This is a genomic window from Leptospiraceae bacterium, from assembly GCA_015075105.1.
In the GTDB taxonomy this organism is placed as follows: Bacteria; Spirochaetota; Leptospiria; order Leptospirales; family Leptospiraceae; genus JABWCC01.
In genome coordinates, this window is the sequence record JABTUZ010000001.1 from 1,290,733 (window position 1) to 1,316,602 (window position 25,870).

19 protein-coding genes, 2 tRNA genes and 1 pseudogene are annotated in these 25,870 nt (G+C 35.0%); 13 read left to right on the top strand and 9 right to left on the bottom strand.

The annotated features are described in order from the left end of the window. Positions 1 to 23: 23 nt before the first annotated feature. From HS129_06325 to dnaE, 5 genes are all read left to right on the top strand, one after another. Positions 24 to 95, top strand: a tRNA-Gly gene (locus HS129_06325). A gap of 65 nt (positions 96 to 160) precedes the next feature. Beyond that, positions 161 to 1,504, top strand: coding sequence for a trigger factor (gene tig, locus HS129_06330; GenBank protein MBE7411668.1), 1,344 nt, complete (start codon positions 161 to 163; stop codon positions 1,502 to 1,504). Positions 1,505 to 1,506: 2 nt separating this feature from the next. After that, complete coding sequence (gene clpP, locus HS129_06335) at positions 1,507 to 2,112, top strand: ATP-dependent Clp endopeptidase proteolytic subunit ClpP (protein MBE7411669.1); 606 nt, start codon at positions 1,507 to 1,509, stop codon at positions 2,110 to 2,112. 33 nt (positions 2,113 to 2,145) lie between these two features. Then, on the top strand, positions 2,146 to 3,372 hold the full coding sequence (clpX, locus tag HS129_06340) for an ATP-dependent Clp protease ATP-binding subunit ClpX (protein ID MBE7411670.1): 1,227 nt from the start codon (positions 2,146 to 2,148) through the stop codon (positions 3,370 to 3,372). A 187-nt stretch (positions 3,373 to 3,559) separates the two neighbouring features. Then, positions 3,560 to 7,066 (top strand): DNA polymerase III subunit alpha, encoded by a 3,507-nt coding sequence (gene dnaE / locus HS129_06345; protein ID MBE7411671.1) that lies wholly within the window; start codon positions 3,560 to 3,562, stop codon positions 7,064 to 7,066. Between the two features lie 2 nt (positions 7,067 to 7,068). Here dnaE and ilvN read toward each other — a convergent pair whose 3' ends face one another. Further along, entirely contained in the window at positions 7,069 to 7,554 is a 486-nt protein-coding gene (gene ilvN / locus HS129_06350) for an acetolactate synthase small subunit (GenBank protein ID MBE7411672.1), read from the bottom strand. Further along, complete coding sequence (gene ilvB / locus HS129_06355; GenBank protein MBE7411673.1) at positions 7,538 to 9,256, bottom strand: biosynthetic-type acetolactate synthase large subunit; 1,719 nt, start codon at positions 9,254 to 9,256, stop codon at positions 7,538 to 7,540. The genes ilvN and ilvB overlap by 17 nt, the downstream gene beginning before the upstream one ends. A 147-nt stretch (positions 9,257 to 9,403) precedes the next feature. Here ilvB and HS129_06360 point away from each other — a divergent pair, with 147 nt between their 5' ends. After that, complete coding sequence (locus tag HS129_06360) at positions 9,404 to 10,513, top strand: tetratricopeptide repeat protein (protein MBE7411674.1); 1,110 nt, start codon at positions 9,404 to 9,406, stop codon at positions 10,511 to 10,513. Here the strand turns inward: HS129_06360 and HS129_06365 are convergent. After that, the gene (locus HS129_06365) at positions 10,504 to 12,126 is read right to left on the bottom strand and encodes a hypothetical protein (GenBank protein ID MBE7411675.1); all 1,623 of its coding nucleotides are present in this window, start codon (positions 12,124 to 12,126) and stop codon (positions 10,504 to 10,506) included. The two genes, HS129_06360 and HS129_06365, sit on opposite strands and share 10 nt — an antisense overlap. A gap of 284 nt (positions 12,127 to 12,410) precedes the next feature. Here HS129_06365 and HS129_06370 point away from each other — a divergent pair, with 284 nt between their 5' ends. Genes HS129_06370 through HS129_06380 form a run of 3 tightly spaced genes read left to right on the top strand, consistent with a single transcriptional unit; the run spans position 12,411 to position 14,831 of the window. Continuing rightward, a complete protein-coding gene (locus tag HS129_06370; protein ID MBE7411676.1) occupies positions 12,411 to 12,698 on the top strand; it encodes a Smr/MutS family protein in 288 nt (95 codons plus the stop codon). Between the two features lie 40 nt (positions 12,699 to 12,738). Beyond that, on the top strand, positions 12,739 to 14,277 hold the full coding sequence (locus tag HS129_06375) for a 2-isopropylmalate synthase (protein MBE7411677.1): 1,539 nt from the start codon (positions 12,739 to 12,741) through the stop codon (positions 14,275 to 14,277). Beyond that, positions 14,274 to 14,831 (top strand): aminoacyl-tRNA hydrolase, encoded by a 558-nt coding sequence (locus HS129_06380; protein MBE7411678.1) that lies wholly within the window; start codon positions 14,274 to 14,276, stop codon positions 14,829 to 14,831. The genes HS129_06375 and HS129_06380 overlap by 4 nt, the downstream gene beginning before the upstream one ends. Before the next feature lie 55 nt (positions 14,832 to 14,886). Here HS129_06380 and HS129_06385 read toward each other — a convergent pair whose 3' ends face one another. The 3 genes and pseudogenes from HS129_06385 to HS129_06395 all read right to left on the bottom strand — a co-directional run bounded on the left by HS129_06385 (position 14,887) and on the right by HS129_06395 (position 17,084). Further along, positions 14,887 to 15,042 carry a hypothetical protein gene (locus HS129_06385; protein ID MBE7411679.1) on the bottom strand — a complete coding sequence of 52 codons (156 nt, stop codon included), beginning with the start codon at positions 15,040 to 15,042 and terminating at the stop codon, positions 14,887 to 14,889. 76 nt (positions 15,043 to 15,118) lie between these two features. After that, positions 15,119 to 15,352, bottom strand: a complete 234-nt coding sequence (locus tag HS129_06390; protein MBE7411680.1) for a DUF1564 family protein — start codon at positions 15,350 to 15,352, stop codon at positions 15,119 to 15,121. A gap of 493 nt (positions 15,353 to 15,845) precedes the next feature. Next, a pseudogene (locus HS129_06395) lies at positions 15,846 to 17,084 on the bottom strand (IS5 family transposase). A gap of 346 nt (positions 17,085 to 17,430) precedes the next feature. Here HS129_06395 and HS129_06400 point away from each other — a divergent pair. The 4 genes from HS129_06400 (at position 17,431) to HS129_06415 (ending at position 21,105) form a co-directional block, all read left to right on the top strand. Further along, entirely contained in the window at positions 17,431 to 18,132 is a 702-nt protein-coding gene (locus tag HS129_06400; GenBank protein MBE7411681.1) for a hypothetical protein, read from the top strand. Positions 18,133 to 18,267: 135 nt separating this feature from the next. Next, positions 18,268 to 20,445 (top strand): glutamine synthetase III, encoded by a 2,178-nt coding sequence (locus HS129_06405; protein ID MBE7411682.1) that lies wholly within the window; start codon positions 18,268 to 18,270, stop codon positions 20,443 to 20,445. A 209-nt stretch (positions 20,446 to 20,654) separates the two neighbouring features. Next, positions 20,655 to 20,728 (top strand) — tRNA-Met (locus HS129_06410). A gap of 92 nt (positions 20,729 to 20,820) precedes the next feature. Further along, on the top strand, positions 20,821 to 21,105 hold the full coding sequence (locus HS129_06415; GenBank protein ID MBE7411683.1) for a Cys-rich protein: 285 nt from the start codon (positions 20,821 to 20,823) through the stop codon (positions 21,103 to 21,105). Between the two features lies 1 nt (position 21,106). On the opposite strand, the gene thiH is transcribed toward HS129_06415, so the two are convergent. The 3 genes from thiH to HS129_06430 are packed head-to-tail and all read right to left on the bottom strand — an operon-like array spanning position 21,107 to position 25,828. Next, complete coding sequence (gene thiH / locus HS129_06420; GenBank protein MBE7411684.1) at positions 21,107 to 22,225, bottom strand: 2-iminoacetate synthase ThiH; 1,119 nt, start codon at positions 22,223 to 22,225, stop codon at positions 21,107 to 21,109. Next, complete coding sequence (locus tag HS129_06425) at positions 22,215 to 23,048, bottom strand: thiazole synthase (GenBank protein MBE7411685.1); 834 nt, start codon at positions 23,046 to 23,048, stop codon at positions 22,215 to 22,217. The genes thiH and HS129_06425 overlap by 11 nt, the downstream gene beginning before the upstream one ends. A gap of 8 nt (positions 23,049 to 23,056) precedes the next feature. Beyond that, positions 23,057 to 25,828: an AAA family ATPase gene (locus HS129_06430; GenBank protein ID MBE7411686.1), complete on the bottom strand. Its 2,772-nt coding sequence runs from the start codon at positions 25,826 to 25,828 to the stop codon at positions 23,057 to 23,059. Between the last annotated feature and the right edge of the window lie 42 nt (positions 25,829 to 25,870).

Genomic DNA, 25,870 nt, shown 5'->3' on the forward strand with positions numbered 1-25,870 from the left:
ATGGTTTTAGCAAATTTTTTATTGCGGGAATAGCTCAGTGGTAGAGCACCTCCTTGCCAAGGAGGGGGTCGCGGGTTCAAGCCCCGTTTCCCGCTCAAAAATATTCGGTATGAGTCTGAATATTTCTTTATAATTAACTACAAAGGTCATAATCAATCTTATGGAATACAAAGTAAAAAAAAACAACAATGCAACCGCAGATTTAAAGATTACTTTTTCTGCAAATGATATTGAAAAAGGATTTAAAAAAGCTTACGAGTATGCAAAATCCAAAGTAAAGATTGACGGTTTTCGCCCCGGGAAGGCTCCCCTTGAGATGGTAGAAAAAATTCTTGGAGACTCTGTAACCGAGGATGCAATCAATATCATATTACAAGATGGGTTCAATGAAATCATTGAGGCCCTTACACCTGCTCCGATTCGTTTCCCCCAGTTCAAAATTGAAGATTTTAATAGAAAGAAATCTATGATTGCAACTGCTACCTATTTTACACCCGCCGAGGTAGTGTTGAATAAATACAAAAAGTTGAAATACGAAGAAAAAAAACCAAAAATTGCAGATGAAGATATTGCCGAAAAACTGAAAGACATTCAAAATCAGTTGATGAAAACTCAACTCAAAGAAGAAAATGAATTAAGCGAAAATTTTGATATTGTTGAAATTGAATATTCAGTTTCTCCAAATAAAAACAATCTGAGATTTCCGAAGCATGAAAGCGTTCATTTAGTCGCAGAGAAAAAGTTTGAAAAATTCGAGTCACATTTAATCGGTGTAAAAGCAGGTCAACAACTAGAATTCACTATTGACACAAGGGATGTTACTGACTCGGAAACCCCTTCAAGTCCTGACGATAAACTTACGTATTCAGTTAAAGTTTTAGGGATCCAAAAAGTAATTTTACCCGAATTAAATGATGACCTTGCATTAGAATGGGACAATACTCCAAGTCTTGCAGAGTTAAAAGAAAAAATAAAAAATATTCAATATGGATACATGCAAAAGGAATTAAAATCCATTGCTATGGACGAATTGGCAGACAAGGTCATAGAAGAATCCAAGTTTACGATTCCGAGTATCATGATAGACGAGGTTACCAACGATAACTTTCATAGGATGGTTCATTATGCAAATCTTCCCCACATTTCTATGGAAGAATACGCAAAAATGATCGATAAACCTTTCAATGAAGTTAAAGAAAATTTTAATAGGAACTCGGAAAAACTTATCAAAGAGTGGGTTAGTCTGCTAAAAATTGCAGAAGAAGAAAAAATTGAGGTAACGGATGAAGACGTAAATCTTTGGGCAATCCAAGAATCTAATGGAGAAAACCCTGAAAAAATCCTAAAAAAGCTAAAAAAAGAAGGCAAAGAAGAAAACATAAGAAAAAACCTGCTTTTTAAAAAAGTGAGAAACTTTTTATATGACACAAGTGAAAAAAAATCCACAAAAGAAATTACTTTTTCCGAATACATAAAAATCGTAACCAAAATTAGAGAGGTGTGAACATGGCTCTTATGCCTTATGTAATAGAGCAAACCAGTCGGGGAGAAAGACAGTACGATATATTTTCAAGACTCTTAAAAGATAGAATTATCTTTATCGGAAATGCTATTGATGACGATTACGCCAATGTAATTACGGCTCAGTTGTTATTTTTAGATGCAGAAAGCCCAGAAAGAGATATTTGGCTTTATATAAATTCTCCCGGAGGCTATGTTTCTTCGGGTCTTGCAATTTATGACACAATGCAATACATCAAATCAGAGGTAAGAACACTTTGCATAGGACAGGCTTCTTCTATGGCGTCTCTACTACTCGCAGGTGGAGCCAAAGGCAAAAGATCGGCACTACCTCACGCAAGAATCATGCTCCACCAACCTTACGGTGGTGCCTCAGGTCAAGCAAGCGACATTGAAATACAAGCAAAAGAAATTTTGCATATAAAAACTACTATGAATCAAATTTATCAAAAACATACTGGTAAAACTGCCGAAAATATAGAAAAGGATACAGAAAGAAATTTCTATATGACCGCAGAAGAAGCAAAGAACTATGGTCTAATAGACAATGTTGTAATTACTGACAGAAAAAAAGAAAAAACGAAAGGATAAAATTTTTTGAGTAAAAGTAAAAAAAGTTCATCTATGGGAAATGAAAAACTATTTTGTTCATTTTGCGGTAAAGAACAGGACTCAGTAAAAAGACTCGTTGCAGGGCCCGGAGTCTATATTTGTGACGAATGTATAGCTCTTTGCACAGAAATCATCGCAGATGATCCTAATCAATCAGATAAGACCTCTACTCTGGGTGATGTCCCAAAACCAAACGAAATCAAAAAAATTTTAGACCAATACGTAATCGGTCAAGAAGTCGCTAAGAAAGCTCTTTCGGTCGCAGTTTACAACCACTATAAAAGAATTCATTTTAATTTAAAAAAGTCTGATGTAGAATTAGAGAAATCAAATATTCTTCTCATTGGTCCGACAGGTAGCGGTAAAACTCTACTGGCTCAAACTCTTGCAAAAATACTAAAAGTACCATTTGCTATTGTAGATGCTACAGCACTTACAGAAGCAGGCTATGTAGGAGAAGATGTTGAGAATATTATACTTAAGTTGATTCAAAACGCCGAAAACGATATAAAAAAAGCAGAACTTGGAATCATCTATATAGACGAAATTGATAAGATCGCTCGAAAATCAGATAGTGCTTCTATTACACGAGATGTTAGTGGCGAAGGTGTACAACAGGCTTTGTTAAAAATTATCGAAGGAACTCTAGCAAACGTTCCTCCTCAAGGCGGTCGAAAGCACCCTCATCAGGATTATATTTCTATTGATACCAAAAATATTTTATTTATATGCGGTGGAGCATTTGTAGATTTAGACAGGATTGTGAAAGCAAGAACTGGTGTTAAGGTGATCGGATTTAGTTCTGACAATAAAGAAGCCTCAAAAGAAGATACACTAAAAGAAGTGATCCCAGAAGATTTACTAAAATTTGGTTTAATTCCTGAATTCGTTGGACGACTTCCAATTCTTGCAACCTTAGACGAAATTAATGTTGAAACAATGAAAAAAATCTTTACCGAGCCTAAAAACTCTATCATGAAGCAATACATTAAAATGTTTGAGCTTGAGAATGTAAAACTCAAATTTACAGAAGGAGCAATTTCAGCAATTGCAGAATTAGCTTTGAAAAGAGAATCCGGCGCAAGAGGACTCAGGGCTATCATTGAAGATACGATGATGGAATTAATGTTTCAGATTCCATCCAGAACAGATATTGTAGAAGTTGTAATTACAGAAGAAGTGATTCAACGAAAAGAAGCTCCGGTATTGATTTTAAAATCTGAAGAAAAAATAGCCTAAACCTATTCTACAGCGTATGTGAAAATTCACTGTTAAATTTACAATATTCAAAAACTGTACCAACTCTATTTCAATAATTCTAAATTTTTATAGAAATTTTTGAATTATTCTGAAATTTATAACAAAAATTTACGGTAAAGATTCATAATGTTTATAAAACTGACTTAACAGCTAAAAATTATGTCCCATGAAAGAATCTGATTTTACACATTTGCATCTGCACACTACCTACTCCATGTTAGATGGAGCTATAAGAATACCTGAGTTAATGAAACACGTAAAAAAACTCGGGATGAGCGCAGTCGCTATGACCGATCACGGTAATATGTTTGGGGCAATTGAATTTTACAGAGAAGCTACTAAAGAAGGGATTAAACCAATCATTGGGTGTGAATTTTACGTTTCACCAAACAGATCAGAGGAAAGAGAATTAGACAGTATTCCTGATGGAAGTGCTTACCACCTAATTTTATTAGTCAAAGATGAAATCGGCTATAAAAATATTTTGAAATTAGCAAGTAGATCCTACACAGAAGGATTTTATAAAAAAGCCAGAATAGATTACGAGCTTTTAGAATCCCACAGCGAAGGGTTGGTCTGTCTTTCAGCTTGTCTTGCTGGAGAAATCCCAAGAAAAGCTATGGAAGGTAAGGACAAAGAAGCAATTCAGTTGGCAGGAAAGCTGCATGAAATTTTCAGGAAAGAAGACTTCTATCTTGAAATTCAAAAACATGGGATAAAAGAGCAAGAAATTGTTGCAAAATCCTTAATAGAATATTCAAAGAACAATAATATTCCACTTGTACTGACAAACGATTCTCACTTCTTAACCAAGGAAGACCATTCCGCACAAGATATTTTACTCAGAATAGGACTACAAAAAAAAATTGACGAAGAATTAAAATTTGGATTTAACCCAGAATTTTTTGTAAAAAGCCCGGAAGAAATGAGTCTTTTGTATCCAGAAATTCCTGAAGCCTTTTTAAAAACTCTTGAAATTCGAGACAAGTGCAACCTGAAACTCAGCTTCGGAAATCACCTCTTACCAGAATTCGACGTACCAAAAGGATACAATAGCGAAACTTACTTAGAAGAATTAGTCAATGAAGGAATTAAGAAAAGATATTCCCATATAACAAAAGAAATCCAAGATAGAGTAAATTTTGAAATGGATACGATCCGAAAAATGAATTTTTCCGGGTATTTTTTAATTGTACAGGATTATATAGAATTTGCAAGAAGAGAAAAAATACCGGTCGGACCTGGTAGAGGCTCTGCCGCCGGCTCAATTGTTTCCTACGCCATAGGAATGACCAATGTTGACCCATTAAGATACAACCTGCTATTTGAAAGATTTCTCAACCCGGACAGAAAAGATATGCCCGACGTTGACACAGACTTTTGTGTGGAAAGAAGAGAAGAAGTTATCAACTACATCAAGTCAAAATACGGTGAAGAAAGAGTAGGTCAAATAGTCACATTTTCTTCTTTGGCTGCAAAAGCTGCGTTGAAAGACGTTGCACGGGTTTTAAATATAAGCTATGCAGAGTCCAATGAAATAAGTAAAGCATTTCCGGGTAAGCCTGGAACGTCTATAAAGTCAGCCTTAGAAATATCTAAAGACCTAAGAGAGTTTCAAAATAAAAATGAAACTAACCAGAAGCTATTTGCAATTGCAGATAGATTGGAAGGAAACTTTCGCCAACCCGGAAGGCACGCTGCCGGTGTTGTTATATCCCCCTACCCATTAGAAGAAGTTGTACCTTTATCTACAGTCGCCGAAAAAGGGAAAAGTGGAAGAGCAATAGTAACCCAATACGATAAAGACAACTTAGAGAGTGTCGGTCTAATCAAAATGGATATTTTAGGTCTGAACAACCTCACAACGATTGACTATGCAGTAAAGCTCATCGAAAAAAGAAAAAACATCAAAATTCAAATTGATGAAATTCCTTTAGACGATAGTGCCACATTCACCCTCCTGAAAAAAGCGAATACACTAGGAATATTTCAGTTAGAATCACCAGGGATCACTGACCTTGTTGCAAAAAGCCAAGTAAAAACGTTTGAAGAGATTGTTGCACTCATTGCTCTATATCGTCCGGGGCCTATGGAATCTGGAATGTTACAAGACTATTTGGATCGAAAAAGTGGAAAACAAAAAGTCACCTATCCTCACGAAAGCTGTGAAACTGTTTTAAAAGAGACCTTTGGAGTTGCGGTTTATCAAGAACAAGTGATGAGTATCTCCAGAATTGTGGGAGGGTTCACTATGGGTGAATCCGATATGCTTCGCAAGGCTATGGCAAAAAAGAAGGCTGAGCTTATGGAGCCGCTTAGAAAAAAATTTATAGAAGGCGCAATACAAAAAGGTCATTCAGAAAAATTTGCCAAAGAATTATTTGATTTATTGGAAAAGTTCGGTGGGTATGGGTTCAACAAGTCCCACTCTGTAGCTTATGCTTTAATTACATATCAAACTGCTTATTTAAAAGCAAATTATCCAACAGAATACTTTACGGCTCTTTTAATTACTGGAAACGGCGATACCTCTACAATTGTTAAATACGTAAATAACGCAAGAGAAATGGGAATTAAAATCTTAAACCCGGATGTAAACGAATCAGATTCAAATTTTACTATTCCAGAAGACAATACAATTCGATTTGGTTTATCTGCATTGAAAGGAGTCGGAGAATTAGCCAGTGAAAATATAATCTTGGCAAGAAAAGACAAAAAGTCTTTTTCAAATTTCATGGAATTTTTAACGAGTATCGATCTCCGATTGGTAAACAAAAAAGTATTTGAAGCTCTGATCCAAGCAGGAGCATTGGACTCATTCGGTTATACCCGAAAATGCCTATTCAACTCTTTAGACCAGATTACAAATTATGCCATAAAAGAGCAAGAAAGGAAATCGGAAGGGCAAATTTCTCTTTTTGAAATGAGCGACAATGAATCTATTTCTTTAAATATACCCAAAAGTTCAGAAGAATGGGGCTTGGACGAAAAATTAAAAAATGAAAAATTGATTACTGGCTTTTTCTTATCCGGTCACCCGTTGGATAAGTTCAAATTCAAACTAAAAAATCTCCCAACTTCAACGATTGAGAAAATTGACAATGTAAACTCCGGATCGAATATAGAGCTTGCAGGGATTATAACAAAACCTCAGTTGAAGCTCACCAAAAAAAATGAAGAATTTATGAATTTCAAATTAGAAGACTATACCGGTGAAATTGATTGTACGATTTTTCCAAAGACTTACCAGAAATTCAAGGAATTGCTTAAAGAAGACAACCCGGTCTTTCTAAAAGGAATTTTAGAAAAAGTAGAAGTTGGAGAATCTGATTTAAGAGGTCAGGTAATCGTAAACTCTATGGAAATTTTATCTGAAGACAGCCTCGAAAAAAGATTAGAAAGATCTCTTCATATTAAAATTGACACTACAGATTTTGCAAATACTGAGCTTGTAATGCGACTGTATTCGATCTTAACTTCGTTTAAAGGAGACTCTTCAGTTTTCTTTCACCTATTGCAATCCTCTACAGAGAAAAAAGTAATCAAAGCGCACCCACACTACTCTATAGAGCCGACCAACGAGCTGATGATGAGACTTACAGAAATTCTGGGAGATGGTACTGTATTCTGTTCGGTGGGTGAAGAGTTAAAAAGTTATTCAAAAAAAATTTAACTCTACCACTCTTTAGTTTGATAAGGAAGTGCAATTTGACCTGTTCTTGCAATCTCGCTAATTCCGAATTTCTTCAACATTAAGATAATTGCATTTACTTGTCTTGAGCTTCCAGCAAACTCTACCATGAGAGACTCATCGGTCATATCTACTATCTTTGCTTGAAACACTTCACAAATAGAAATAATTTCAAATCTTGTAGAATTTGTTGACTTTATAGTCATTAGCACAAGCTCTCTTGTTAAAGATTCATGGTAGGCAAGATCCACTACTTTCAATACATCGGTCAATTTTAATAGTTGATTTTTTACCTGACCTACAACCGCTTCATCTCCATTCACAACTATTGTCATACAGGAAATTTCAGGGTTGTCTGTTACGCCCACAGCGATCGAATCAATATTGTATCCTCGGCGTGTAAATAAACCGGATACATGACTCATTACACCCGGATGATTATTTACTAAAATACTAATTACGTGTTTCATTTTCTGTACTCTTAATCCCTTGAAATTCTATTATATCTTTTGCTGATTTTCCTGAAGGTATCATCGGATACACTTTTTCCAAAGATGGAATCACTACTTCCAATAAGGCTGAATTATCGTCTTTCAGAAAAAATTCGAGTGCATTATCTATCTCATCTTTCTTTGAAATTTTCATAGACGGGATTCCGTAGCCCTCTGCGACTTTCATAAAATTGGGATTAAAATCCCACCCTGAATTAGAGTATCTTTCGTCGTAGAAAAGCTCCTGCCACTGTCTAACCATTCCCAAAAATCCATTATTAAAGATAAGAATTTTTACGCCTACCTTATACATGGATATAGTGCCAAGCTCTTGTATGTTCATCTGAATAGAGCCGTCCCCTGAAACACAAATTACGGTTTTCTTTGGATTCCCAATTTTGGCTCCGATGGCTGCCGGAAGACCATAACCCATGGTGCCCAACCCACCCGAAGTCAACCAATGGTTTGGCTCGTCGAATTTATAATATTGTGCCGCCCACATTTGGTGCTGACCAACGTCGGTTGCAACAATTGCTTTGCCTTTTGTCTTTTCGTAAAGTTTTTCCAAAAAATACTGTGGTCTGACAGAATCACCTGAATTGTCATACTTTAATGGATGATTTTTTTTCAATTCCTGAATTCTATTTTTCCACTCTTTTCTTTCTATTTTTTCCACTAAAGGAATTAGAGAATTCAAAACTTCTTTTAAATCTCCGTGAATGGCGTAGTCAACGAATATTCTTTTATTGAACTCTGCAACATCTATATCTATGTGAGCAATTTTTGCCAAAGGAGCAAATTCACCGAGTTTTGTAGCTACCCTGTCGTCAAACCTTGCACCCAGATTCAATAAAAAATCGCACTCCATGACTGCCTGATTCGCATATACAGTTCCGTGCATTCCGAGCATCCCAAGCGATAGTTCGTGGGTTCCCGGAAATGCTCCAAGCCCCATTAAAGTAGTCGTAACAGGGATATCTACTTTTTCTGCTAACTTCAAAATTTCTTTATACGCACCAGAGCTAATTGCTCCACCACCTACATAAAGAACAGGCTTCTTGGATTTGTTAATCCCTTCTGCCAAAGATTTTATATCACCTGTTATCCCAAATTTTTCATAATGGTGGGGATCTATTTTTAAATCTTTGGGCTTATGAATTTTGGTAGTCTTCACTTGCACATCTTTTGGGAAATCCAAAAGTACAGGGCCCGGTCTTCCACCAAGCGCAATCTTCCACGCTTCCTCAAAATGTCTGGAAACCTCATCTACATTTTTTAATAGTGCATTGTATTTAGTAATGGGTATTGTAATCCCATAAATGTCTGCTTCCTGAAAAGCATCTGTTCCGATTAAGTCCGTAGCCACCTGCCCGGTAATTGCCAAAACTGGAATAGAATCCATCTTTGCGTCTGCAAGCCCGGTCACTAAATTTGTAGCTCCGGGTCCTGATGTTACTATACACACACCAACCTTCCCTGTGGAACGAGCGTATCCTTCCGCCATGTGGATTGCTCCTTGCTCATGGCGCACTAAAATATGTTTGATCGAGCTTCTCAACATCTCGTCATAGAATGGCAGTATCGCTCCACCGGGATAACCAAAACAAATATCTACTCCCTTTTCCTGCAAAAGCTCAATCATTAGCTTTGCACCAGACAATAATTCTTCTTTTTTTTCCATATTCACCACTTTTTGACTTACTTTTTTATGAAGTATGTTCAATTAAAACAATCATTTTACTAATAAAATCAAAAGAAATTTATAAATTTCTTTCTTATAATATCATAGAAATTTGACCTGTGTGAAGTCAATAGAATATTGGTTATAATGAATAGTTCAGAAGTTGCAAACACCGAAGAAGAAAAATTCAATAAGGTAAAAAGCCTCGCAAAGGATGCCTATCGTTTCTTAGACCAAAAAAAATTCGATGAAGCCAAGATTCGCTTAGACGAGCTTATAGAAACCGATCCTACAAATACTTACGGATTAGTTGGGCTGGGGGATCTTAACTATAAAACAAAAAATTATGATGAAGCAATCAAGTATTATAGAGAATGTTTGAAGTGGGACAACACAAATAAATTTTCTATCATGGGGCTTATGAACTGCTACCGTGAAATGAAACAACTAAAGTCAGTAATTCAGATTGCAGAAGAGTTCAAATCTCTTACAGTTTCTGATGCCTCCATCCTTAGTCGAGTTGCAGATGCACACAGAAAATTAAAAAATTTTAAAGAGTCGGAAAACTATTATATGTCTGCTTTGCAAATCAACCCACGAGATCAGTACGTTATTGTAGGGATTGGTCATTTGTATTTTGCCTGTCAGAGATACCAAGACGCAATTCTATGGTGGGAAAAGTTAGTTGATATCCAACCCCACAATATCAAAATTTTAACAGAGATTGGAAATAGTTACAGAAAAATTAAAAATTTTGATAAGGCTATAGAATACTACGAAAGAGCCAAGAAGTTAGACAAAGGTAATTTTTTTGCGTTGTACGGTCTTGCCGAGTCTTATCGAGGAAACAAAGACTTTAAAAAAGCAATCGTGCTCTGGGAAGAAATTCTAAAAAATGATCCGGACAATAAATTAATTCTAAATAGGTACGCAGACAGTCTTCGTGGTCTTGGGAAATACGATAAGGCGTTGGAGTGCTTTGATAAAATTCTACAATCCAACGACGACTATTATGCAAAACTCGGAAAAGCATCCACTCTTGCCTTGAAAGGGAAAGACAGTAAAGCAGAAGAAATCTACGTTTCACTCAAAGATCAAAATCCTTTAGATTGGAGACCTGTAATAGAGCTTGCCGAACTCTGGTGCAATAACGGGAAAAAAGAAAAAGCTCTTGACCTCTTAAAAGAGTTTCATAAAAATAATCCTGCAAATGCAGAGGTCGGTCTAAAAATCGACCAGCTTTTAGATCAAGGTTGAATTTTTTTTAATAGCTTTAAATCATCCTTTTTGAATATCTTAATTTCTGTATTCGATGAATCTTCTTTGCCTGTGATATAAATTTTTGAACCATAGAAAGTAACATTGGAATTGGGTCCAACCTCGCTATCTGATCTCAATACTCTTTTTAATTCTTTGTCAAACTTTGCAAAATACACTTTCCCATTTTCTTCTTCAAATGCGTAAAGTTCTTCCCCTTTTATAATCATGGGAGTTCTCCAAAATACATTGACCTCACTCATCTTCACCAATTTCAAAGAATCTTTGTCGATAAATGTAAGTTTGTGATTTTTTGAATGACTGTCTTGAAAACCTATAAGAAGCACCTTATCTGAGAAAATTTCAAAAGTTCTTCCGCAAATATTATTAAACTCCCCCTTCATAATAGAATCGTCTTTCTCGGGATCCAATACGTGCATCTCGTTATTATAGTGACCTTGATCCAAATACTTTAGAGTTTTCAAAAAAAGAATTTTTCCACCAACTACGTTTTTATCGAACTCTGTCTTTTTTTTCTCTTCTTCCTTAACTTTTTCAAGCTCTTTCTTTGTAGCTTCTAATTCTTTTTTGGTTTGCTCTGCTGTTGGATCCTCCTTTTTTGATTTAGAAGGCTCACTTGTGGTTTCTTTCTTTTCGGACTTTTCTTCTTTTTTTACGATCTTCTCTTCCTTCTTTTCTATTTCTTTTTTTTCTTTTTCAACCGAGTCTTTTTCTTTTTTAACTTCCTCTTTCTTTGCCTCTTCTTTTTTGATTTCTTCTTTATTCTTCTCTGGATCTTTTTTTAATTCGGTTTCTCTTTTATTGATTTCTGTTTCTTTTTTGGCAATTTGTTCTTCTTTTTTTCTGATTTCTTCCTTCTTCTTTTCAATCTGCTTTTTTTCTTCGGTATTTTTTTTCTTTACTACATCGTCAAACTTGCTTTTATCTTCTTTCCCATTTTCTTTTTTCTCGATAACTTTATTCACTTCTTTTTCTAATTCATCTAAAGTTACGTCTTTCTTTTTATCCTTTAAAATATTTTTCTCAACCGGAATCAAAATTTGAGTTTTGCCTTTCCACTCTCTATATGTTTTGGATATTCCAATTTTATTTTTATCGAGAGCACCTACTACATCTTTATTGTATCTCTTTTGGATATAGCTTAAATTTCCCCTGTGCATCGCATTGTAATACAATATATACAAAGCAATCGTATCCGAATCAGACTCTTTGTATTCAAATGTATTTTGAATATACCCTGATAAAATTCTCTGAATAGAGTGAATATGCCCAAAGTTTGAATGTTCAGTAAGAGAGATAATATCTGCTCCAAATTGAATATCATCAGTTGCATTAATTCTTTTTACACTGACACCATTTCTTGAGTGTTTACTGTCTGGTTTTTTTTCCAGATTAATGGACAGGGATTTACCGACCTCGATATCCTTTTCCCTTGACCCTTCACTCGCCTTACGTGAGGTTCTATTTTGAAATTGAATCTTTTTTGAGGAGCGGACTTCTTTCTCGCTTAGTTTAGAATTTTCTTGACCAAAAATTGGGATTTGCAAAATAAAAATACACACTGTTATAGATAGAATCTTGGTTAAAAACATAGCCCCTGCCTTTTTATGATAAACCTGATTCACCAAACAGACTGCACCTTAATGGAAAATCAAGAAAACAATTTTTTCTTATTAATTATCGGAGAATTTTGTAAATAGAAATAAAACCTTATACCGTAATTTCCAAAAAAATTAATTTTTTTTATAAATTGAATTTTTCTTTTTTTTATGAAAAATTCGTATTCAGATGACGATACACCAACAGATTTTTAACAATAATAAAAATATTGCAATTTGAAGAAGTTGTATTTAATTAATATTTTGGAGAAAAAAATATGCCCATCCGAGAAATTTATATTAGAAAAATGCGTTTTGAAGAAGCGAAATATAAATTGGATAGAGAAATTCAAGAAGCGTTTATGAATGGGGAGACATTTGTTGAAGTTGTACATGGAATCGGAGAAGGGATTTTAAAAAAATTAGTTGAAACCTATATAAAAGAAAATGATTTCTTAAAAATTTACAACACAGAAAATTTTATCATTCCAAATCCCGGAAGCACAAAAGTAGAAATATTAGGAATAGACAAACAAAAGATCAGTAAATTAAAAAAGAGAATCTAAAACAATAGACTAAACTAAATACGGAAAAAATCTGGACTCTATGAAAGAGAAATATATTGAAATCTTAGATGTTACTCTCAGAGACGGCGAGCAAACAAGAGGCGTTAGCTTTTCAGGAGATGAAAAACTTGGTATTACAAAATTTTTACTTTTAGATATGAATATTAAGAGGGTGGAAATTGCATCTGCAAGAGTTTCCAAAGGAGAATTATCTTCAGTAAAAAAAATCTTTGATTGGGCAAGGACAGAAAATCTCACAGAAAGAATCGAAATTTTGGGCTTTGTTGACGAAAACCTTAGTATAGATTGGATTTCCGAAGCCGGTGGAAGAACAATCAACCTATTAACAAAAGGATCAAAAAAACATTTAACCGAGCAATTAAAAAAAAGTTTAAAAGATCATCTATTCGATATTGAAAAAACTGTAAACTACGCTGATAAGAAAAACATTGCAGTCAACGTGTATTTAGAAGATTGGTCTAATGGAATTCAAAATTCACCTGAGTATGTATTTGAATTCGTACAGGGTCTTTCAAATCTTCATACTGGAAAAATATTTTTAGCCGATACACTTGGTATTTTATCTCCAGAAGAAACATTTCATTTTTCAAAAGAAATGATAACTAAATTTCCATCCATACATTTTGAATTCCACGGTCACAATGATTACGATTTGTCGGTTGCAAATTGTATCTCAGCAGTAAACGCAGGCGTAAAAGGGATTCATGTATCCGTAAATGGCCTCGGAGAAAGAGCAGGCAATACTCCGCTCGAAGCTGTAGTTACAGCACTCCACGATAAAGTAAAAGTAAAAACCGGAATCATTGAAAAAAAAATTACCCAAGGAAGTCGCTTAGTAGAAATTTTTAGCGGAAAAAGAATTGCTGAAAATAGACCAATTGTTGGACAAGATGTATTTACCCAAACTGCCGGGATTCATGCGGATGGAGATAAAAAAGGGAATCTGTATGCGAACCCAATACTACCGGAAAGGTTTGGTAGAAAAAGAAGTTATGCGCTTGGCAAACTTGCAGGGAAGGCAAGTATCTCTGAAAACCTAAAACAATTAGGTCTTGTTTTAAGTTCTGAAACAGAAAAAAAAGTTTTGGAAAGAGTGATTGAGTTGGGCGATCAAAACAAAACAATCACCCAAGAAGATCTACCATTTTTAATTGCCGACTTAGAAGGAGAAAAAAAAGAAAATCATATAGAAATCCTCTCCTGTATCGTAACCTCCGGAAAAGGTGTCTTCCCAAAGGCAGAACTCACAATAAAATCTCAAGATAAAATATATGAAGAAACTGGAATAGGTGACGGTGGATACGATGCATTTATGGACGCTCTTTCTAAAATTATGAAAGGTCTAAACATTCCTATTCCTTGTCTTCTTGACTACCAAGTAAGAATTCCACCCGGTGGAAAAACCTCAGCACTTGTAGAAACAATTATTACATGGGGAAAGTTCATAGACTCTGAAGAAGAAAATACATTTCGAACTGTTGGAGTTGATTCGGATCAAATTACTGCTGCAATCAAAGCAACTGAAAAAATGCTAAACCTTCCTCTAAGTAACTCATGACAGAAAAACAAAAATTACTTATAGTCGGATTGGGCAATCCCGGTAAAGAATATGCTTTCAACAGGCATAATATTGGTTTTATGGTTATAGATGAGTTAGGAAAAAAATACAATGTTTCTTTTCAATCCGACAAGAATTCTATTTTTGGAAAAATAGAACTTGAAAATAAATTCATTTTTCTTCTAAAACCCACAACCTATATGAATCTCTCCGGAAATCCCGTTTCTTCTTTTTTATCAAAAAATGGGATACTCCCTAATTGCATGCTTGTAGTTCACGATGAAATAGATATTCCTTTTGAAGATATTAGGCTAAAATTTCAAGGTGGGCACGCGGGTCACAACGGTCTTAGAAATATTATTGATAGAGTTGGCTCTAAAGATTTCCATAGGTTACGATTTGGAGTCGGAAGACCCCCTCGCTCGGATTTTAGCGTAGCCGATTTTGTGCTTTCCAATTTTACTAAAGAAGAAAAAGAAAAATTATATGGCCTTCTAAATAAGTCTATATTAGAAATTGATAAATGGATAAAAAACTTTTTAGACGTAGCATGACTATTCTTTTTGTAAGCTTGTGTTGTTTTTTTTGTTTTTACTTTTGTTTTTTTGTTTATCCATCGGGTTTGTGTCGTTTTAGTCTGTTGTAGCGGGTTGTTTTTCTCTTGGAGAGGTAGGCTCCCCCCGCAATCGTGGTTACCGGGGTGGGAACTCCATTCTCGAAGAACCTGCTGGGGAGAATTATGTCCCATTCGGCAAGGTCAAGCACTAACAGAAGAGTAAAAAGAGCGGTCTTTGTGGTGCCAAGCCAGTCTGCAAGAATGCCAAGCTCAATCCAGTCCTCGTTATTCAGGGGTAAAATTCTTCTTCTGCAAATTTTGTCCGACTTCTTGATACGCTTTCTTTACTCTATCCATTTTCTCAAAAGTTCCCCAAAGAATCACATTTCTGTATCTGTTCAACAATGCGTGCAAATATTTTCGTCTCGAAAAACCTGTCGTTCTTCTATTAAACTCGTCCATGTATTTTGCTGGAACAAGCAAGCTCGATTGTGTTTCTACATATTTTTCTGGGTTCATAAATTTCTCCTTAAAGTAAAATTTTCTGCTCTTCTTTATAAGGTAAAAAAAGTTTGCTTTAGAAAAAAAATTTTTGCATTTTTTAGAAAATTTTTTTGGCTTTTACAGAAAAAGTCCCAAATCTGCACTAAATGCGAAATCTTTTTTTATCCCCGAAAACGATGGAGTTCCCACATTTTTGCGTGAAAGGTGAACAATTGGTATAAAACATGCACTTTACTTAAAAGAGTGGAGTTCCCACATTTTCGCACGAAAAGTGTAAAATCTGCACTAAAAGCGAAATCTCAAAAACTCTACTAAAGCTCAAAACCTCTATCTACAAGATAAATGTAATTATCTACAAGATAAATGTAATTAGTCCTCCCTGAAAAAATCAAATGTGGCGTTTTTCATATTGAAAATATAGCATTTTGGGTAGAATTATTGCCAAGAATTTCAATTTTTTCAAATACAAAATTTGGAAACAAAAGAAAGCCGAAGGATCTTTCTTAAATTAAAAGCCTGCACCAGCAAGCAACGCATTGATTTTATCTCCCTTCACACCTTTCAGAAAATTTCTGTCCATCCTATGATCAAACTTTATATGTGAAATAATCGGTTCAATTGCATTTCTACGATTCATTCTTTTTTTCTGTGTGATGGTCATTTTTTCTACTTTTGTTTGAAAGATTTACAATTATATCCTCTGGATGATTCTTGATTCTTTGTAACCGTTCTGATCGAAAGGAAAACTTCAATCGCTCTTTTTCGGAGGATAACTTTTCTGCCTGATCAATTGCTCAGGTTTTTAATGTATGTATGCGTCATACGGGTTGTCGTGTAACGCTTCAGCTCCAACAATCCAGTTATTTGGCTACTTGTTAAAACTATGCTCACTTTACAGCCGAATTCATATTTTTATATGCCTTCCCTTTACGATACATTCAACTTCCGGTGCATGAAAACTATAGATTTGGTTTTGTTGCATCTCGTTTTGTTGGATTACTTTTTCTGGCTCTTTATTAAAGCTTCAAATCCTAAATCCGGATTGCCTGCTTTACGACGAATATCACGTGTCACTCTACCCAGTAAAATCAATAGTTTTTCGTTTCTTTTCGAGATCGTTTAGGTTGACTCGCATGTGAATAACGTCCTTGTTTGATTAAAGAAGCTTATTGATTACCCGCTCATAGGACTGCCTGCAATTTAATACTTCTCTTTTTGGGCTTCTCTTACCAGAGTAACTCTTGCTTTATGATACAACCGTGCGTCAGTCAGTAAACGCTATTGCTTTTCTTGAACTAACGTATCAACATTAATTTTTAAATTCACATTCTCGGTTATGATGTCTGCCCTTTTTGCCAAAGAAATTGTTTCTTTTTAAAAGTTTTTCGACTCCATCTGCTCCGACCTATTTCTCCATTTGGTTGAGATGTCGGTTCCACAGGGTAATCTATGCCAAAAAATTCATAACCACAAAAAATTGCCAGTAAGGATTTTCAATAAACTGTTCTACGACCCTTTCATCCGAAAAACATTGTATGTAAATTTCAGATAATGAAGGCATTACAGACCACAAGCCAGAATTTGGTAGTCCAGGTCTTCCTTTATTTTCTACTCGGCAGCCAAATTCTATTTCAAAAGATTTCCAATCGATAGACAATGAAAGCTTGAATAATGGATGTCGGGGATCGAGAATTTGATCCAGTCGAGATTGAAATAATTGGATCTCATTACGGTATTTTGTGAGGATTTTGTGATTTCATTATTTGCCAGCTTTTAAAGTAATTTCTAAAACATGGCAATTTTAATACGCTCAATTTTCATGAAAAAGCCTTTTATTTCAAGCTCTTTCCTTTTTCAGGAAGACTATTTAAAAATCCTAGCTCCTCTATTTCAGTCCTCGGATTTCAGTCTTCAGTCCTCCGATTTGGAGATCCCACATTTTTGCGTGAAAGGTTCACAATTGGTATAAAGCATGCACTTTGCTAAAAAGATGGAGATCCCACTTAAATGAAACTTGGGCAAGAAATCAGAAATACGCTACAAATTACCAAAAGCTAATACAAGACAGGACCAAATCAGCCGATAAGAAATATGTGAGAACCAAGCTAATTTTACTACTTGGAATTGTATTATTATCAAGCTCTTTGAAGTCCGAGGTTGACTTAGATTATAACTATGAATATGAAAAAAATGGTACTCACACTAAATTTTCAGATTGGATTCCCTATAAACTCCATAAATGGGAGCCTAAATTTTTAGAAGATTTTTATGAGTTATATGGGTTGAAACTCCATTATGGGGAAAATGAGCTAAGAAGAGATATTTATTTTTTAAAAATCGGATTAAAAAAAAGATTTAGAAATCCAAAAAATGCACTTTGTGAAATAAAAGACGAAAACGCTTACTATAAATACAGACTACTGGTATTCATGCACATAAACTTACAAATTATGCGATCTCTTATGAGAATCGGCTCTCTCTATGACAAGAGGCATTTGTATTTTTACAATTTAGATTATGCTTATGATTTAAAAAAATCGTTTGAGATTGCAAATTCTTTCTACAAAGAATCCAAAGATTATTGGAAAAAAGCAAAAGACTATGCGGATAAAGCAGACAAAGTACCTATTGATCTCGATTTAGGTACGATAGAATCAGAAAGATTTGATATTTCACATGGAAAATTAGATTTTGAGAAAATTATTGATACTCATTTGTCCAAATTAGACAAAAAACAAAAAATTGTAGATGAATTTCTTACAAACAACCCGGCCGCAAATTCACCCAGACTTTAATACATTTGGCACAAATCTTGCAGTAAGAATAGTAAAGAATAAATTCTCTGAATTTATCAAAATGACTTCTTACTTAAGAAAGCATTTTGCTTAAAATTTGAGCGATTTGTTAGTATTTAAAGCAAAGGATTAGATATGAATCAAATAACAGTCAGACAAGAAGCTATTTTTAGGATTACAAAAACTACACCGATGGATTGTGGTTTTAACTTCAAAAAGACCCCGGTTACAGAATTATTCGGGGTGAAAGTATTTAGCGATAGCGTTATGCAGGAAAAACTCCCAAGAAATGTATATAAGTCTTTGAAAAAGACCATTGAAGACGGTAAGCCCTTAGAGCCATCTATTGCAGATATTGTGGCAAATGCGATGAAGGACTGGGCCTTAGAAAATGGTGCGACACACTTTACACATTGGTTCCATCCTTTAACAGGGCTTACAGCAGAAAAACACGACTCCTTCCTATCTCCTTCTTCAAATGGTAAAATCATTATGGAGTTCAGTGGAAAGGAGTTAATCAAGGGGGAGCCTGATGCGTCTTCTTTTCCTTCCGGTGGGATACGGGCTACTTTTGAAGCACGGGGTTACACTGCATGGGATGCGACCTCTCCCGCATTTTTAAAAGACGACACTCTTTGTATCCCAACCGCGTTTTGCTCTTATACAGGTGAAGCATTGGATATGAAGACCCCTTTGTTAAGATCAATGGATATCTTGAGTGAGCACGCTTTAAGAGTGCTTAGGATTTTTGGAAATACAACTGCAACCAGAGTGATACCGACTGTAGGTGCAGAGCAGGAATATTTTCTAATAGATAAAAATTTTTACAATCTAAGACCGGATTTAATTGCCACAGGAAGAACTCTTTTTGGTGCAAAGCCGCCCAAAGGACAGGAATTAGAAGACCACTACTTCGGCTCGGTGAAGCCAAGAATTCTTGAGTTTATGAAAGAAATCGAAGGCGAGTTATGGCAGATGGGTGTTCATGCAAAAACAAGGCATAATGAGGTAGCGCCGGCTCAATACGAATTAGCACCTGTATTCACTACAACTAACGTATCTTTAGACCACAACCAACTTGTTATGGATACAATGAAAAAAATTGCCTCCAAACATGGGCTGGTTTGTCTATTTCACGAAAAGCCTTTTCGGGGAGTCAATGGTTCTGGGAAACACAACAACTGGTCAATGGGATCTAACGACGGACAAAATCTTTTAGAGCCGGGAAACAACCCGCATAAAAATGCACAGTTCCTTGTTTTTCTTGCAGCGATAATTCAAGCAGTGGACAAGCACGGTGATTTGCTAAGAGTTTCTATTTCAAATCCAGGCAACGACCACAGGTTGGGTGCAAACGAAGCTCCTCCGGCGATTATTTCTATTTTCTTGGGGGATCAGCTCACTGATATCATCAACCAATTGGAATCAGGTGAAGCAACAACTTCCATTGCAAACAGTCAGATGGAGATTGGGGTCACAACTCTCCCACCTCTTCCTAAAGACACAACGGATAGAAATAGAACTTCTCCTTTTGCATTTACTGGAAATAAATTTGAATTCCGTGCTGTTCCATCTTCACTATCACTTGGTGCGCCCAATTTTACTTTAAATACAATCGTAGCAGAATCTTTGGATGAAATCGCTTCAATACTCGAAAAAGACATTCAGTCAGGCACGACTCTTGAAAAAGCAGTTCAAAAATTACTCACGGGTATAATTAAAAAACACAAAAAAATTATTTTCAATGGAGATAATTATTCAAGTCAATGGAAAATAGAAGCAGAGAAAAGAGGGCTTCCAAATTTCAAAACACTTGTAGATGCGATGCCTTCACTAATCAAAAAAGAAAATATTGCACTATTTGATAAATACAAAGTACTTTCTCCGAGAGAAACAGAAAGCCGTTTCCATATTATCTTAGAGCATTACAATAAGACAATAAATCAAGAAGGGAATTCTACTTTAGACATAGGAAGAAGATTAATCCTTCCGGCTTGTATAAAATACCAAGGAGAGATCGCAAAAAGTATTGATGATACAAAAGACTTTGTAAGTGAATCAACCTTAAAGCCTCAGTTGGATTACTTAAAAGTAATTGCCGAAAGTACAGGAAATCTAAAACTAAAATTGGATGAATTGGAAAAAATCCTCAAAGTAGAAGAAGACGATATATTAAAACACGCAATTCATTTCAGAGACAAGGTGATTCCTGCCATGAACGAAGTAAGAGAGATCGCAGATAAATTAGAATCGAATTCTGATTCTCAATTTTGGCCATTGCCTACTTATTCAGAAATGTTGTTTGTTTTTTAAGAAATATTTTAGAGCAAAAAGTTTTCTTATAAATCGTGAAAATCAATTTTTAGGCAAGCTCATAAAGAATATTTCCCCTTCCTCACTTTTGAAATCAATAAAACTCCAATAGTGAGGGAGTGTATTTTTTCTTAAATCAAACGAACTCAAATTCTATTTAAAAAGTTTTTGACACTAAAAGAATTTAAAAAAAACTAGCTATATTAGAAGGCGACATAGCTCAGCTGGTTAGAGCAATGGAATCATAATCCACAGGTCCGGGGTTCGAATCCCTGTGTCGCTATTTCTTATGCGAAAAGTTAGATGGACTTCGATCTAAAAGATTTTTAATATTTAGGTTGAATTTGAAAATATTTTTGCAAATTAGGAGATAATATGACTAAGTTAATATTATTGATTTTCACAATCAGTTTTCTATCTTCACCAATTTTTTCCATCGACAAGGGCTGCGAGCCTGCTTGCAACAAGTTTATAGAATGCACAGAACAAATGCACAAACGTAAACTAAAACCCGATGAAGACAAAAAGTTCAGAGCCGGTTGTATGAATACTTGTAAAAAGAAATCAAGAGAAGTTATTGCTTGCTACAATGATTCAAAAGATTCCTGTGATGCTTACGCTGCTTGTATTCAAAAGCAAGCCGATTCTAAAAAGAAATAAACTAACCCAAGATTGCCCGGTCAAAGTCTTTTAAAACCGGGTCAATCCCCAATAATCGAATTTTCTCCACTACTTCCTCCATTTCTCTCTTGTCCTCGATACTGAACTGTTCCAAAGCATCACTACCGGAATATCCACCCGGTTCAGTTTTTGACCCCGCAGATATTGTAGTTATTCCGAGTCCGAAAAGTTTGTCCCTAAGTTCTGCTCTTTCACGAGTGGATAGTGCAATAGGAGAATCATTTTGAAACAATCGAATCGCAAAAATAAATCTTAAAAATTCTCTATCGCTTACAATCCTATTAATTTGAAACTCACTTTTAGTAGGTCTCATTCTGGGGAAGGAAACTTGGACGAGACTTCTCCAATAGGTTTTTATAAGGTATTCAGCGTGCAATCCTAAAAAAAACATTTCTCCCAATGGATCGGATAATCCAAGAAGTGCACCAATTCCGATTCGTCTAAATCCGGCGATCCCTCCTCGATCAGGGCCAGACAATCTATAACCCATATCTTTTTTTACTCCCCTCTTATGCACTTTTGCATACACCTCCTTATCGTAGGTCTCCTGATAAAGTGTTAGCCCGTCTGCACCGACTGAAATTAATTTAGAATACTCTTCTATCTTTAAAGGGTACACTTCTAAAGATATGGAAGAGAAATATTTTTTCAGTATGAGAATCGATTCGAATAAAAATGAAACAGGAGTCTTTGAGTAATCTTCACCTGTTAAAATAAGTACATGCCGAATTCCTTTATTATAAATTAATTTTGCCTCTCTTTCAATTTCCTCCAAACTAAGTGTAACTCTGGGAATTTTATTTTCATAACTAAACCCACAATACATACAAGACGACCTACATTCATTAGATAGATACAAAGGCATAAAAAATTGGATTGTTTTTCCAAATCTATCTTCTGTAATCTTCTTGGAGTAATAAGCCATGTCTTCAAGAAAATCATCCGCAGAGGGAGACACCAAGGATAGATAATCCTCAAAGTTTAACTTCATCTTTCTGGAAACTTTTTCGAGAGAGTCTATAGTGTCTGATTTAGTTTTGGACTGGGCTTTGTTTATCGCATCGGAAAAAGAAATCTTTTCATGAATATCAGTGAACATCTCTTTTTTCCTCATCCAAAAATCCGGTGAGTGGACTAGATGCGTTTGCTTTATACTTTAAAAAAGAGTGAGACTTTTCTCCTCTACTTAGATAGGCAATTCTTCCTGCAATTGTAGCCAACTTAAAAGCATGGCTCATTTTTTCCGGATCCTTCGCTATGGCAATTGCAGTATTTACGAGAACTGCGTCTGCGCCCATTTCCATGGCTTCGGCTGCGTGTGATGGCTTCCCGAGCCCCGCATCTACTACTACCGGAACTTTAGACTCTGAAATAATAATTTCTAAGTTTACCTTTGTTTTAATACCTGAGTTAGAACCAATCGGGGAACCAAGAGGCATTACAGAAACACACCCTACATCTTCGAGATGCTTGCAAAGAATTGGATCTGCGTTAATATAGGGCATTACAAAAAACCCTTCTTTTGCTAAAATCTCTGCTGCCTTCAAAGTCTCAATAGGGTCCGGAAGCAAATACACAGGGTCTGGTGTTACTTCTAATTTTACCCAATCCCCTGCGCCAAGGGATCTAGCCAATCTTGCGATCCTTACTGCTTCTTCAGAATTTCTTGCACCACTTGTGTTTGGCAATAACAAGACCTTCCCTCTATCAATGTGGGTTAATATATCGTCTCTTGGGTTACTTAAGTCAACCCTTCTAAGGGCTACAGTAACTATTTCAGTTTCAGAAGAACAGATCGACTTTTCCATTTCTTTGGATGAAGAAAATTTTCCTGTTCCAAGAAAGAGTCTAGATCGAAATATTCTATTCCCGATTTTTAATACATCTTCGTCAAATACATTTTCGTTAAAAGAATATTCCATACTATTAATTAGACTGCCAATTTAGATTTTCCTGAAAAGGAGTGGGCTTCGTCTAACTTCAAGGATACAAGTTTAGACACTCCTGGCTCTTCATTTGTCACACCAAATACTGTATTTGCTCTGGAAATAGTAGGAGGAGCGTGGGTGACTACAATAAACTGGCTGGTATTTTTAAATTTATCCAATATTTGACAAAAACGAATCTTATTTATCTCGTCTAAGGCTGCATCTATTTCATCCAGAAAACAAAATGGAGATGGCTTTAACATATATATACCGAATAGCAAGGCAATCACAGTCAGAGATTTTTCTCCACCGGACAGCAATCTCAAGTTTTGTACATGCTTTCCCGGAGGCTCTGCGATAATCTCAATTCCGGAATTCAATGGATCGTTTGGCTCTGTAAGCTCTAAAATTGCCCTTCCCCCATTAAAAAGCGTAGAAAATGTTTCTTGAAAGTTTGCCTTAATGATTTCAAAATTCTCTAAAAATACTTTTTCAGATTCTTTATCCAAATTTTTTAATATGGACTCAATCTTTTTCTTACTTTCTTCTACATCTTCTTTTTGTGATTTATTATGGTCGTAAATTTCTTTTAAATTTCTGTATTCATCAATCGCAAGCGGATTGATCGAGCCGAGTAAACCAATCTCAGATTTTAGGGTTCTTAAACGATTTTCTTCAGAAGATTGAACTAATTTTAGTGGAGATTTTTCTTCTTCTAATTCCATTTCAGAAATAGAATAATCATTGTATAATTCTTCACACAAAGATTCGATCTGCACTCTCACCCCTGTAGTTTTTCTTTCTTGATCTGTAAGTATAGGCAGCAAATTTTTGAAATCTTCCTGATCCTTCTGAGAAGACAATTTCAAACTTTGAATACTGTTAAATAAACCTTGCAAGTCTTGCTTTTCTTTTTCCAGATTTTTACTAATACCGATAAGCTCTGTTGTGGATTCTTCTACCTTTTCTTCTAATTCTTTTAATTCTTTAGAATAGTGACTTTTTTTTATTTTTAGCTGGTCTTTGCTACCCTCTAATTCCAAAATCTTGGAGGCCACTTCTAATTGTTTTTTATCAATACTATTTTGTATGATTAGCTTTTCTGATATTTTTGCCTTGGTTTCTAAAATAAGTTTTTCTACGCTCACAATAGAATCTTTTTCTTTTTCTAAGTGAATCCTGTACTTTTCAATTTCTTGAAAAACTTCATTCTTAGTTCTAGAAAAATTTTCATTTTCAAGCATAATGTCTTCTATTCTTTGATCTATTTTTTCCTTATCTGAAAAAATTCCTTCGTTTTCGAATAGTACAGAAAAAAATGAGTCTTCTATACGAATAAACTCAGTAAGTTTTGAATTGTATTCTACGAGTTTCAGATTTGCAAGACTTACTTCTAAACCTTGAATATTCCCGCTATGCAGTATATTTAAACTATCTTGGATTTCTTGTATAATTTGATCCATTGACTGAATTAAAAAATTTTTCAATTCATTTCTTTCAGAAGAAATCCGGGTTGCGATTCTTTTTTTTTCTTCAATCTGTCCAATCATAGAAATTGTAACTTCTTTTAAATTTTCCCTAAGAAGTGAAAGCTCTTTTTCATTGTGCCGAATCTTTTCTTCACATTTTTTGTGCTCTTCTAAATTATTTTCTATTGCTTTTTCTAATTCTATTTTTTTAGTTTTGAATTCTTTTAACTTGTTTTCATAATCAGAAACTTCGAGATGAAGCTCTTTGAGTTTTTCTTCTAATTCAAGAAGCTCTCTTTGGTTTGAATCAGATTGTATCTTGGATTTTTGAATTTCAGAATCTAATTCCTTTTCTCTTTCCTCAAATTCTTTTATGATACTCAAATTTTTTTCAATTTTTTCTTTGTGAATTTCTTTTCGTGATAAATATTCAGATAATTTTTTATCGATGTCTATGATTTTTTTTTCTAAAGAGAATCGTTGTTCTTCAAAAAGCTCCAATTGATTGGACTCTCTTGAAATTTTTTCTAAAATTTCACTATTTTTCTTTTTTGTAAGAGTTAACTCCTCCTCTGCCTTTCTCAATTTCTCCTTCATAGTCCGCAATTTTAAATATCTCAAATTCTTATCAGTGTTCGTAAGATCTGTTTTAAGAGAAAAATACTCCTTTGCTTTTTCGGATTGCTTTTCCTTTAATTCCAAATCCGATTCCATAGATTTCAAAACATCGGAGATTCTTAGTAAATTCTGATTTGTGTCGCTGAGTTTTTTAATAGTTTCAGTTCTTTCCAATTTGAATCTAGAAATACCTGCAGCCTCGTCAAAAATGAGTCGTCTGTCTTCTGGCTTTGCATTTAAAATTGAATCAACCCTTCCCTGCTCCATTACAGAATAGGAAGATTTACCGACCCCTGTATCCATTAAAATTTTTTCTACATCTTTTCGTATTGCTCTTGAGTCATTGATATAGTATTCGTTATTTCCATCGGGGTAGAGTCTTCTCGTGATTTTTAAAACCGGAAATTCGATTGCAAATGTCTTTTTTGAATTGTCAAAACTTACAGTTACCTCAGAAAAACCCGCAGGATTTCGTGTTTCTGTACCATGAAAAATCACATCATCCATTTTTTCACCACGCAATCCTTTTGCGTTCTTTTCGCCCAAAACCCATTTGATCGCATCCACAATATTCGACTTTCCACAACCATTTGGTCCAACTACAGCAGTAAACCCGGGGTCAAATAAGATTTCTGTCTCATCTGCAAAGGTTTTAAATCCAACAATATTCAAACTCTTTAAATACATTTTTCTTGATCCTATTAACCAAGATAGAAAAGAGTGATATTT